The sequence below is a fragment of the Marinobacter sp. CHS3-4 genome (assembly GCF_030053415.1).
Taxonomy (GTDB): domain Bacteria; phylum Pseudomonadota; class Gammaproteobacteria; order Pseudomonadales; family Oleiphilaceae; genus Marinobacter.
In genome coordinates this window covers 1613681-1625477 of the sequence record NZ_JASGBJ010000001.1, presented here as the reverse complement: position 1 = coordinate 1625477, position 11797 = coordinate 1613681, and the positions used below count along the sequence as shown (strand labels likewise).

Sequence of the window (11797 nt, the reverse complement as noted above, 5' to 3'; positions counted from 1 at the left end):
GTTGGTTGTTCGAAAAGAATGCAATTCGCGAAGTTTACCAAAATCCCCCAGACACCGCATGAACAAGGTGATGTCTGACTGGACACATGCACTCGACAAACGTCGAACGGGGAACTATTTTCCATGGAGGCCTAACTTCAAGCGCGGGGTCGGGCTGCTGATGGTCAGAATCACACTTTAGAGCGATCAACTGTTGCTTCGCTGCCGCTATAGTCATAGCTATGAAAATGGCTTAACTTTACGGCCAGACATTCAGGCAACCCACTAACAAGCAGAAAAGGCGTCTGACACAAGGTTTACCGTACGAGTACGGTCCCGCCAGACGCTGAACATAACGACACAACAACAGGAAAAGGTTCCACCCATGTACAAGAAAACGTTATTAAGTCTTGCCGTGGCCTCTTCAATTACCCTGACAGGCTGTATCGGCACTGAGAGTGGTGACGACGAGAAGCCAGTCAACCCCAATGCCACCAGCGCGATTAACCCAGCCGGTTCTGTCTGGCCGATCTTTGACCCTGCCACCAGCGCACTTCCTGTGCCTTCTGACCTGCAGGCCGCGGGATCATCCGACGGAACATATGGCGGTAGCGACGAGAATCCAATTACAAATGCGTTGGATTTTATGGACGGTGCGTCGACCACAGCGCAGTACGACATCAAACTGAGCGGAACCATTGACCCTGACAGTTTGGTCTTTACTCCGGTGATCGACAACGACGGCACGCCGGCTCCGAATCCGCAACAGAACGTTTTCCTGCTTTCATTGGACTATCCGGGTGGTGACGGCCTTCTGAATTCCGGGGAAGTGCCAACGTTTGATATCGGCCTTGCCTTCCAGAATCTGCAGGCAAAGGCTGCTGCGTTTGAAGCTGAGCAGAACGCAGAGACCCCTGATCCAGATGCGATCGCAGCCGCTGGCGCCGAGCTGCAGGCTGCTGCAGCAGCCGTTCAGGACTTCAATAACGAGTTCCGCGCGGAAGTCGTGGACCTTGACGGTGGCACAGACAACGTGCTGCGCATCACGCCTTTGCGGCCCCTGAAGCCAAAAACCAAATATCTGGTTGTTATCACCAATGAAGTGACAGAGCCTAACGGTGACCCAATTTTCCCATCACCGTCTTATCAGTTCACTCGCGATCCGGACAAAGTTCTGCTTGATCCGGCTCTTGGCGGCGTCCGCGACGCAATCGCCGGCTGGGAGCAGCTGGCGAGTGGCTATTTTGCAGCACTGACCAACAGCTCAAGGGAAGCCATTCCTTCTCTGGATCCTCTGACATCTGACAACATTGCTCTGTCGCTGACGTTCACGACCGGCGGAACAACGGATGTACTTGAAGCGGCCGTTTCACCGGCCCAATTCTTCTACAGAAGCTCAGTCATCGACACTCGGCAGACAGCGATTGCCGACTACCTTGCAGCTAACAGTGAAACTTTTGCTGCACTCAGCGCACCAGAACAATGGGCCACGCTGAATCAGGTCGCAAACGACGCGGTCGATGACGCCAATGAGGCACCGCCTACCCTTGCCCAGACCGCCGCTGGGACTGTTGCGGCTCTTGCGGACATCGGCGCGGAGTTTTCTATTCCTGCTGCAAGAACCATCCTTCCATTTGAAGCGACACGAATTCCCCCTGGTGCAAACCCCGCACTACCCAATGATGAGTCGACCATCCTTCAGGCGAGCATCGAGCTCCCTTACTTTCTGGAAGTCCCATCAACGGAGCCTGCTGAGGCCGAATCCGCAGCACAGGCATTGAATTCCACGTGGGAAGCTTCAACTGGCATTGGAGCAGCTATTGACGCTGCATCCGGTAACGATTCGGGCACAACTCCTCCCTCAGACAAGATCACGTATCGTTACCCGTTCGCCACAGAAAAAGCGACGGTAACCGCTCCTTTGATGTTCTCTGTTCCAGATCCCTCGACCGTCATCGATATTGACGGCACCACATGTGGCGATACGAAACCTTATGATGTGGTAATTTACCAACACGGTATATTCGGCAACCGGGCCAATAGCCTGCCTATGGCCAATCAGCTCGCTCGCGCTTGTTATGTCACCGTCGCTATGGATCTGCCACTGCACGGCATCGCTCCAAAACTGGCTGACGGTAGGGATGACCCCTTCCTATTTTTCAGTGTCGACAACGGGGTCTTCTCCGGGGTTCCAGTCAGTGAGCGCCACTTCGGGTGGTCACAGGGAGCAGACGGGCCGACCCGGATGGTATACGGCGATGGTGCCCTAGGTTCATCGGCTGAATACTTCCTGAACCTTGGAAACCTGCCTGCTGCCCGGGATAACAACCGGCAGGGCGTGGTTGATCTTCTTAACCTGAACGCCAGCTTGATCAACCTGAACGACATTGATCTTGACAACGACGGCACCGCAAATGACGTCGCCTTGGATTTTGATACAGAAACCGGAAGCAACCTGTATTACGTCGGCCACTCGCTTGGCGGCATCCTTGGCACATCATTCGTTGCGCTTGTAAACGATGCAGCCCAAGATGATGTTCTCGGTAACAGCAATATCATTCCGATTAACGCTGCCGCCTTGGTAACGCCCGGCGCTGGCATCGCCAAGCTTCTTGAAAACTCTCCAAGCATCGGTAGCACTGTTTTACAAGGGCTGGCGCAATCAGGCCTGACTCAGGGAACCAGCAATCTTGAGCTATATCTGAACGTGGCTCAGGCATCCCTGGATAGTGCAGAGCCACACAACTTTGTCTCCTCGCTTAATGAGAGTGGAACCAAGGTCTATATCAATGAGATCTTTGGTGATGGTTCTGACCCGACCACCGCAGACCAGACAATTCCAATCGCGGCTGACACAGCATATGCCGGTCAGTATTCTGCACCTCTCGGTGAAGCGCTGCCGGCGCCTCTTGCAGGAACAGAGCCGCTTATCGCTCAGCTAGAGGCAGATCGTGTCGATGTAGCGATCGCACCGGCCGGGGAGTCTCTGACCCAAGACGCAAATGTGGTCCGCTTTACGGCAGGAACGCATTCCACTGTCGTGTCAGCAGACAACACTGCCGTGTTTGCGGATATGGCAACCAACATCATTTCGTTCTTCGGTTCCAACGGAACGTCGCTCAGTTTCAACAACGGAGCGAGCGTCAAGGCGGACTCTCCGTCTGCAGATTAGACTCGACTGGATGATTTAAGATGAATTAGGCCTGGGTTCGGCAACGTTCCCAGGCCTTTTTTTACTAATCAGAAGTAAAATATCCAAAATTTAGTGCTGCTTACCTTTCTGCAGACTGCCAATCACTGAACTGGATCGGACATCCAGGTTGTTTTTGAAGCTTTCCGTCACCTCGATCAGCCTGTATCACCATTCCCCGTTGCCTAATTTGGCTGTGCTCTGCCGCCTCTTCAATGCTCAGCACTGGCTCAACACACGCATCCACCTCTGCAAATACTCCACACCAATGCTCCAACGAATGCTCTGACACTTTCTCTTTTATGGCCGCCTTCAAACGCTGCTGATCTTCGGGCTTCTGGCTCATCGAGATGCGTTTTAAATCACTCAATTTCAGAGTGTCCAACAGCTGAGCGGAGAATTGCGGCTCCAGGCTGCCGACAGATAGCCACCGCCCATCGCTCGTCTGGTAATAATCATAGAAAGAACCACCATTGAGCATGCCGCCCTCTCGCGTCTGTTCCTGACCACCCGCCAGCGCTGCGGCACCTGCCATGGCGTTCATGGCGAAGGCAGCATCGGTCATGCTGATATCGACGAAACTGCCCTCCCCGGACTGTTGGCGTTGGACGACAGCCGCCAGGATGCCCATGACTGCATGATGGGAGCCGCCGGCCACATCAGCGACTTGAATGCCCAGCGGGGGCGGACCGCTTTCCTGCCGGCCTGAATGGCTGGCGATGCCGGATAGCGCAAGATAGTTGATGTCGTGGCCTGCCCTGTCTCGGTAGGGGCCGGTCTGGCCGTAGCCTGTGATCGCGCAATAGATCAGGTTGGGGTTTTCTGCTTTAAGCGCCTCGTAGCCAATGCCCAGCCGGTCCATCACGCCAGGACGGAACTGCTCAACAACAATGTCGTAATCCCGGACCAGCGCTTTGATTTTGTCAACGCTGCCCTCGGATTTCAGGTTGAGCGACAAGGTCTGTTTGCCACGGGAAAGATAGGAAAAGGTCGTGCTGAACTTGCCGTCAAAAGGGGGCATCACCTTAGCCAGATCCACTCGGTCCGGCGCTTCCACTCGAAGAACCTCAGCGCCCATGTCCGCCAGCATCATAGTGGCGTACGGGCCCGGAAGTAAGGTGCTAAAATCCAGAACTTTCAGGTGGCTAAGTGGGCGGGTCATGCCTTGCTCCTTATGAAAAGTGACGATGCATCATCCATGTTCTGATGCTGCCCGCTTTCCCTGGCTTCGCCAACCACCATATCGACCATTCACAGTGGCTTTTTCATCCAGTGAAGAATGACCCTAGGTTCACTCTTTGAACCATGGCATGATTCACTCTGAAGACGGAACTCACTGACAACAATAAATGGCACAATGATAGAGTCACAATTGACATGTCTGAACTGACGGTTTCCAGACACTTTGTAGAGGCAGCGTTAACCGGCGCCAGGCGTCAGAAACTGGACATCGACCGCATGCTGGTCGATGCCGGTATTTCACCTGAATTGCTCAAAATCGAAATGGCAAGGGTGAACAGCCACCAGTACAGCCAGCTACTTCAAACGGTCTGGAACGTTTTGGAAGATGAGTTTATGGGCCTTGGCCCGCGCCGTTGCAGAACAGGCACTTTTGCCACCATGTGCACCTTGATCATGGACTGCCCGAACCTGAAATCTGTTTATCGGCAGGCGTTCGAATTCTGCCGGTTGTTTGAACCGATGGTGGGAATGAAGCTGGAAACCAGCGGCACCGAAGCAAGACTGGTAACGGTTATTGAAGGAGAAGTGAATGACCCGGTTCACTTCTTTCAGGAAAGCATTCTGGTGATCTGGCATCGCCTGGGCAGCTGGCTGGTTGGCCAGCCCGTGGAGTTGTCGGGCGCGGAGTTCAATTACCCGGAGCCCGCTCATGGTGACGAGTATCGCCATATTTTCCATTGCCCGCTGACCTTCAATGCCCGCGAAACGGCCCTGACATTCGATCGTCGATTCCTGGACGCTCCCGTCATCCGGGATAAACCCGAGATGCGCCAGTTTCTGAGAACTTCCCCCGCAGATCTTCTCTCCAGACCGGACGAAAGTAACACCTTCACTGGCAGGATCCGCACATTGATCGGTCGCGATTTTTCCCGGTCATTGCCCGACTTCGAATGGATTGCGGCAGAACTGAACACCAGTCCGCAAACCCTAAGGCGCCGGTTAAAGCAGGAAAACACCTCGTTTCAGGAGATCAAGGATCTGTTGCGGCGAGATCTGGCCATCTACTATCTGTCGAGGCCGGATCTTGCGATTAACGACATTGCGTTCAAGGTAGGATTTACGGAACCGTCCACGTTTCATCGGGCCTTCAAAAAGTGGACGGGGGTTACCCCAGGCGCTTTTCGCGAGGGCGACAGAGGCGGTCTTGAATAACCGCCTAGCTACTACCAGTTAGTTGTTGTTCTGCATTGTACGAATCAGCCGCCCCAGCGTCCGTGCGATTTCGCTGGCAGCGCCCTGGTTCTCCGCCAGCTGCATCAGACGTGAGCCGTCTCGCGGATCGTAAATCCAACAAGCGGCAGCAGCCGGCTCACAATCCCAATCGATCGCAGGGTTTACACCAAATACGGTCATGGATTCTGTCGTACGAGCCACCCTGCCATTCGTCTCTCGACGGGCTTCCTGAATATTGAGCGAATCGTTATTGCGACTGACCCGGTATGAAATATCAGCGGGACGATCCAATCGTTTGATGCGCTGGTCGGCGCGCCAGCCAACGTTACTCAGCAACGCATTCAGGTGCATGACAAGCGCTTCGGCCTCGGAATCTACAAGGTATAACTCCCGCAATTGGTCTGCCGATGCTTCACCGGCAGGCTCAATGACCGCGACTGGCTCGCTTTCAGCGGGAGTGACCTGGTTGGTCGGTGATTTTTCCCGTTTGCGGGCTTTTTCAACACGGGTGATCATTGTCAATGCAGCCGTGTAATGATCGCCCTGCGCACCCGCCTGTGAAATGTAACCTTCCAGAGCAGACTGGGCTTCATTCAAATGCCCGGATTCGAGCATCACTCGACCACGGTAATACAGGTAATCAGCAGGTTTGCCCGTCTCCATCTGTTGCAGCCTGGACAGATATTCACTGGCTTCGCCCCAGCTCTCGGCTTTAACCGCTGTTTCCGTGGCCAACATCAAGCGGCGCATTTCGTGTTCAGGTTCAAGCGCCAGCGCGTTACCGATATACGCTGACATCGACAACAGGCAAACAATCATGATCTTGCGGACTACCCGGACTCTACTGAGCATATTTCACTCCTGCTGGTTGTTACCGACAGCATCATCAGAGCGGGCCGCCCCCACATCATCGCCGCCATCTGCATCGACCTCGGCCTGATCCAGAATGCTCTTTGGTAATTCTTTTTTAACACGAACCCCAAGCTCGACAAAGCGATTCGCCTGGGATATCAGATTCCCACGCCCACGGGTCAGGGTGTTCATGGCATTGTCGTATGTGCCCTGGGCCGTATGGAGCTGGCCACCGAGCTTCTCCATGGCTTCCACAAATACCCGGAGCTTGTCATAAACTGCGCCCGCCCTGTCTGCGATCTGCCGCGCGTTCTGGCTTTGCCGCTCGTAGCGCCAGATGTTCTCAATGGTTCTGAGCGTCGCCAGTAATGTCGTGGGAGTCACTACAATAATCTTTCTTTCAAATGCTTCTGCAAACAGGTTCTCGTCTTGCTGAAAAGCCGCCACAAAGGCGGGCTCAATAGGCATAAACAACAGCACAAAATCGGGGGAATGCAAGCCGTGCAGCTGGCTGTAGTCTTTCTCGCTCAATGCCTTGATGTGGTTGCGTACCGCTTCAACGTGCTGATTCAAAGCCGCATTTCGAGCTTCTTCGTCTTCCTCACTGGAAAACTGCTGATAGGCAACCAGAGACACTTTCGAATCAATTACCAGATTTCGGCTGTCTGGCAGGTGTACTATCACGTCCGGGCGCAGCAGCTGATTGTTGTCGTCGCGATAGGTGCCCTGGGTTTCGTACTCAATGCCTTTGCGAAGTCCCGAACGCTCCAACACCCGTTCCAGAATCAACTCGCCCCAGTTGCCCTGAATCTTTTTGTCGCCTTTCAATGCCTTGGTCAGGTTTGACGCTTCTTCCGTTATCTGTCGGTTCAGCTCTTGTAACGACTTGATTTCGCTTCTCAGAGCCTGTCTGTCCCGGGTTTCCGTGGTGTAAACGTCTTCTACCCGCTTGCGAAAGTCCTGCAATTGATCCCTGAACGGGTTGAGCAGGGAATCAAGGCTGGTCTTGGTTTGCTGGCTGAAGCGTTCACTTTTCTGCTCGAAGATTTTGTTGGCGAGGTTTTCGAATTCCTGCTTTAGCGCATCGCGATTCCGTTCCAGCAGTTCAAGTTTTTCGTTGGTCGAACGCCGCTCCTTGTCCAGAGTGACTTCCTGCTCTCTAAGAGCCATTTTCGCGTCCGACAATTCGTTAGCCAGTTCTTCGATGCGCTTCTCGCGCACCTCTTTGTCCGCTTCAAGTTCGGTAATTTTGCCCTGTTGCCAATGATTTTCTGATTCCAGGCTCGTCACTTTTTTTTCCAGAGACCGCCGAAATAAAACCACCGTCAGGACCAGCAGCACAAGCGCAAGGACACCAAGCACTACTGGATCGCCCTGGAAAAAATCTTGCAAAGGCTCCGGCACCTCGAACTCCTTGTTATTGGGCGTGAATTACGGAAGCGTTGACAGTCTATCTCATATTAAACGTGACTACTTTGCAAAATATCACCTCACCAGCATCTGTCTCTGGACTCTGTTCGTATTATCATTTACAACGTCTAGAACGGGCGCGAGAGATGGAACGAGATAGCAAAGATGCTTAAAGAGCTCTGGAAAAAACTGGGATCGGAGTTTTCCAGCACCGATGAGTCCGGACCTGGCGACACGCGGTTGTTGCCACACATGACTCATACCGGTGAGTTTCATCTGGAGCGTCTGACTTCTCTGGTCGAATCCCGCTACAACAGGTCTTTCAAGGGGCAGGGCGATGAATCCGTCCGTGAACTGATCCATTTTGCTTCGCGGATTCAGGATCAGGACATCCAGCGCGAACTGCTGCTGTTTTACCTCAACTGTTCCCCGTTTATTCAGGAATATCTGCGGTCTGAAGAAGTACTTGATGGCAACCATTTCCTGTCTCAAAACTCCTCCCGATAAACCTGCCCCCGTTACTTAACCGTAAACCGACACCGTGTCAGTGATGATGTATACTCTCGCGACGTAATTTTCGTGGGTTTTCAACGGGTCTTTATGTCTGCGCTAGTTCCTTCTTCGTTTCTGAAATGGGCCACGTTTCTGGCTTCTGTCATTTTTTTCAGCGGCTGCACATCCAATCAATACTTTATGGTGGAGAAGAAGGACCTGAACCAGTTGGGCGACTCTGTGGAAGCACAGGGGCAAAGCATCGCAAGCCTGGAGCAGAAAACCGTTGAGCAAATCAGCGCTTTGTCTGAAAAAAATGAAACCAGTACCCAGGCCATTCTGAGCGCGCTCAACGAGCAGGCAAAACGCTATTCATGCCCTCCCGCCCCGGCACCGGCTGAGTGCAAAACCGCCTCTCAAACAGCCAGCAACGATGCCCGAGGCCGTACAAATCGGCTGAAAGGCAAGGTAATCGTTGGCGAGCTGGAAAAGTTCTACCTGGCTGTGCCGGGCCTGGTGTACGACGCCCGTATTGATAGCGGAGCCGAAACCTCCTCACTGGACGCCCGAAACATTACGCGTTTCGAGCGGGACGGCAATAACTGGGTACGTTTCGATGTGCCAAAACCTGGCACCGGCGAACTCATTACCCTGGAAAAGGAGATTTCCCGCAGAGTCCGAATCATTCAGTCCACCACCGATGAATCGGAACGACGTGTCGTGGTAGAGCTCCAGTTCATGATCGGCAATCATCATCAGCAGGCAGAGTTCACGCTGACCAATCGCCAGCAGATGTCTCACTCGGTGCTTGTCGGACGGAATATCCTGCGAGACGTCATGTTGATCGATGTTGGCAAGGAGTACGCCACTGAACTCCCCTCCCCGCTTCCCAACGCCGGCGGTAGCGAATCGCCATGACCTCCAGGTCCCGAATACCGTTTTACATTGCCATCGCGCTTCTAATAGCTGCCGGAATTTCTTTAGCCATCTGGCGCCACATTGAGCTGGGCATTCCCTGGTTCAGCGGCCAGGAAAAGCCCGTCTGGATGGTGGAGGCGCGCGTCGACTTCAATGGTACCGGCGATCCGGTACTGGCAAGTCTGAACGTACCCGACAACCCGCCGGGATTCCGGGTGCTTTCCGAACAGGCCGCGTCTCCAGGATACGGTTTCTCGATTGTTGAGGAAGGCGGGAATCGACGTGCCGAATGGTCCAAACGCGAAGTGACTGGCCCACAAACCCTGTATTTCAAAGTTCAGCTGGTTCCCGATGAGACTATCCGGAGCCAGACGCCTGAACGCAAACCCAGAACGGACAAAGTGTTCTGGGAAGAGCCCCAGGCAACGGCCGTGGAAGAAATTCTGGATCAGGCACGATCACGCTCCAGCACTCCGGAAAGCCTGACCCGTGAGCTGATCAAACTGCTGCAACCAGACAGTAGACGCTCGCAGAACACCACACTACTGGTGTCCGAAGCCAATTATCTTGACCTGCTGTCCCGCATGCTGAACCACGCCGGCATTCCGGCCAGAACCGCCGACGGTTTGTACCTGGAAGATGCCCGGCGTCGCCAGAGCTTGCGGCCGTTCCTGCAAATCTACAACGGCGAAGACTGGTTGACCTTCAACCCGCGCACCGCAGAACAGGGCTTGCCTGAGAACGTGCTTTTGTGGCGTCAAGCAGCGGCATCACAGCTGGACGTTGTTGGCGGCGACGACTCCGAGGTCAGTTTTTCCATGCTGCGCCAGACCGTACCGGCCCTGCAGTTGGCACAGGCAGAATCCAATCAGAATGGCCTCAGTTTTCTGAGCCTTTACCAGCTACCTATCGAAGAACAAGGCATGTTCCGGATGCTTCTGCTTTTGCCTCTGGGGGCAATGATCGTCGCTTTCATGCGCATCGTGGTAGGCATTCGCACATCGGGAACCTTCATGCCAATTCTGATTGCCGTTGCCTTCGTGCAAACCACCCTGGTGCCGGGATTGATCGCGTTTGTTTCTGTTGTCGCCATTGGCCTATTGATGCGTGGCTACTTGTCCAGCCTTAACCTGCTGTTGGTATCGCGAATATCGGCTCTGATCATTCTTGTCATCTTTATTACGGCTGGTCTGAGCATCGCCGGTTATCACATGGGCTTCAACACCGGTATGACCGTCACCTTCTTCCCCATGGTGATCATCGCCTGGACCATCGAGCGCATGTCGATTCTCTGGGAAGAGGAAGGCGTCAGAGAGGTATTTATTCAAGGCGCGGGCAGTCTTTTCGTTGCGGTCTGTGCTTTCCTGGTAATGAGTACGCCGATTGCCAGCCACCTGACCTTTAACTTCCCTGAAGTGCATCTGGTGGTACTGGGTTTGATCCTGCTGATGGGACAGTACACGGGCTACAAGCTCAGTGAGCTGCGGCGCTTCAACCCGATGAAGGTCTACGACTGATGGGCTGGATATCGCCGTTCAAGCTCAACAGGCTGGGCATGCTGAATATGAACCGGCGCAATGTCGATTATATTTCCCGCTACAACAACAGAGCGTCTTACCCTCTGGTGGACAACAAGCTGAAAACCAAACTGGTCGTGGCAGAGTACGACGTGCCAACGCCAAAGCTATTGCAGGTTGTCCGCCACCAGCACGAAATATCCGGTTTCCGCTCTATGGCCGAGGGCATCAATGGTTTTGCTGTAAAACCGGCGAAAGGTTCGGGTGGTAAAGGCATTACCGTCATCTCGGGCCGGGACGGCGAGCAGTTTGTGAAAGCTTCGGGAGCCAGAGTGCCTCTCTCCTATCTGGAGCGACACCTCTCGAATATTCTGGCTGGACTCTACTCACTAGCGGGCAGCCCCGATGTTGCCATCGTGGAAGAGCTGGTGAATTCCATTCCAGGCCTTGCCAGGTACTCGTTTCAGGGTGTTCCTGATATCAGGATCGTGGTTTTTCAGGGCTATCCGGTAATGGCCATGCTTCGTCTGGCCACGCGGGCATCCGACGGCAAGGCCAATCTGCATCAAGGCGCGATTGGGGTTGGTTTAAACATCACCAATGGGCGGGGACTGAATGCGGTGCAATTCAATCGTCCGATTACGGTTCATCCGGATTTGGGTTTGGCGCTGGAAAACATTGCCATAGATGATTGGGATCAGATGCTGTCCATGGCCGCCCGATGCTATGAGGCAACGGGGCTGGGTTATATGGGTGTGGACCTGGTGGTTGATGCCGTTCGCGGACCGCTACTTCTGGAGCTCAACGCAAGGCCAGGGCTCGCAATACAGATGGCGAATGGCTGCGGTTTGTTGCCGCGCCTGAAAACCATTGAATCACTACGTCGGCCCCATTTCACACCGGATGAACGGGTAAAATTTGTAAAGGACGCGTTCGGCAACGGCCAGCGTGCAGCCTGACTCTTTGATCAAGCGCCCATAAAAAAACCGGAGCCAGAGGCTCCGGTTTTTTTTAACGCTAAAAG

9 protein-coding genes are annotated in these 11797 nt (G+C 53.9%); 6 read left to right on the top strand and 3 right to left on the bottom strand.

Going from position 1 to position 11797, the window contains the following annotated elements; all coding sequences use genetic code 11:
* Nucleotides 1-364 precede the first annotated feature (364 nt).
* Nucleotides 365-3151, top strand: a complete 2787-nt coding sequence (locus QLQ17_RS07460) for a hypothetical protein (protein WP_283208913.1) — start codon at nucleotides 365-367, stop codon at nucleotides 3149-3151.
* Between the two features lie 100 nt (nucleotides 3152-3251).
* On the opposite strand, the gene QLQ17_RS07455 is transcribed toward QLQ17_RS07460, so the two are convergent.
* Complete coding sequence (locus tag QLQ17_RS07455; protein WP_283208912.1) at nucleotides 3252-4331, bottom strand: CaiB/BaiF CoA transferase family protein; 1080 nt, start codon at nucleotides 4329-4331, stop codon at nucleotides 3252-3254.
* Nucleotides 4332-4546: 215 nt separating this feature from the next.
* On the opposite strand from QLQ17_RS07455, the gene QLQ17_RS07450 reads away from it, so the two are divergent.
* On the top strand, nucleotides 4547-5563 hold the full coding sequence (locus QLQ17_RS07450) for an AraC family transcriptional regulator (protein WP_283208911.1): 1017 nt from the start codon (nucleotides 4547-4549) through the stop codon (nucleotides 5561-5563).
* Nucleotides 5564-5581: 18 nt separating this feature from the next.
* On the opposite strand, the gene QLQ17_RS07445 is transcribed toward QLQ17_RS07450, so the two are convergent.
* Together QLQ17_RS07445 and QLQ17_RS07440 are read right to left on the bottom strand one after the other, a co-directional pair.
* Nucleotides 5582-6436 (bottom strand): hypothetical protein, encoded by an 855-nt coding sequence (locus QLQ17_RS07445; protein ID WP_283208910.1) that lies wholly within the window; start codon nucleotides 6434-6436, stop codon nucleotides 5582-5584.
* A gap of 3 nt (nucleotides 6437-6439) precedes the next feature.
* Nucleotides 6440-7840 (bottom strand): DNA recombination protein RmuC, encoded by a 1401-nt coding sequence (locus tag QLQ17_RS07440; RefSeq protein ID WP_283208909.1) that lies wholly within the window; start codon nucleotides 7838-7840, stop codon nucleotides 6440-6442.
* 171 nt (nucleotides 7841-8011) lie between these two features.
* Here QLQ17_RS07440 and QLQ17_RS07435 point away from each other — a divergent pair, with 171 nt between their 5' ends.
* From QLQ17_RS07435 to QLQ17_RS07420, 4 genes are all read left to right on the top strand, one after another.
* On the top strand, nucleotides 8012-8353 hold the full coding sequence (locus QLQ17_RS07435; protein WP_283208908.1) for a hypothetical protein: 342 nt from the start codon (nucleotides 8012-8014) through the stop codon (nucleotides 8351-8353).
* A 93-nt stretch (nucleotides 8354-8446) separates the two neighbouring features.
* The gene (locus QLQ17_RS07430) at nucleotides 8447-9256 is read left to right on the top strand and encodes a putative ATP-dependent zinc protease (RefSeq protein WP_283208907.1); all 810 of its coding nucleotides are present in this window, start codon (nucleotides 8447-8449) and stop codon (nucleotides 9254-9256) included.
* The gene (locus QLQ17_RS07425; RefSeq protein ID WP_283208906.1) at nucleotides 9253-10773 is read left to right on the top strand and encodes an inactive transglutaminase family protein; all 1521 of its coding nucleotides are present in this window, start codon (nucleotides 9253-9255) and stop codon (nucleotides 10771-10773) included. Before QLQ17_RS07430 ends, QLQ17_RS07425 begins: the two co-directional genes overlap by 4 nt.
* Complete coding sequence (locus tag QLQ17_RS07420; protein WP_283208905.1) at nucleotides 10773-11732, top strand: alpha-L-glutamate ligase-like protein; 960 nt, start codon at nucleotides 10773-10775, stop codon at nucleotides 11730-11732. Before QLQ17_RS07425 ends, QLQ17_RS07420 begins: the two co-directional genes overlap by 1 nt.
* The last annotated feature ends 65 nt before the right edge of the window (nucleotides 11733-11797 follow it).

Coding starts and splice junctions, on each gene's coding strand:
- QLQ17_RS07450 (WP_283208911.1), top strand. CDS start 4,547: ATGTCTGAACTGACGGTTTCCAGACACTTTGTAGAGGCAGCGTTAACC.
- QLQ17_RS07425 (WP_283208906.1), top strand. CDS start 9,253: ATGACCTCCAGGTCCCGAATACCGTTTTACATTGCCATCGCGCTTCTA.
- QLQ17_RS07435 (WP_283208908.1), top strand. CDS start 8,012: ATGCTTAAAGAGCTCTGGAAAAAACTGGGATCGGAGTTTTCCAGCACC.
- QLQ17_RS07420 (WP_283208905.1), top strand. CDS start 10,773: ATGGGCTGGATATCGCCGTTCAAGCTCAACAGGCTGGGCATGCTGAAT.
- QLQ17_RS07445 (WP_283208910.1), bottom strand. CDS start 6,436: ATGCTCAGTAGAGTCCGGGTAGTCCGCAAGATCATGATTGTTTGCCTG.
- QLQ17_RS07455 (WP_283208912.1), bottom strand. CDS start 4,331: ATGACCCGCCCACTTAGCCACCTGAAAGTTCTGGATTTTAGCACCTTA.
- QLQ17_RS07460 (WP_283208913.1), top strand. CDS start 365: ATGTACAAGAAAACGTTATTAAGTCTTGCCGTGGCCTCTTCAATTACC.
- QLQ17_RS07430 (WP_283208907.1), top strand. CDS start 8,447: ATGTCTGCGCTAGTTCCTTCTTCGTTTCTGAAATGGGCCACGTTTCTG.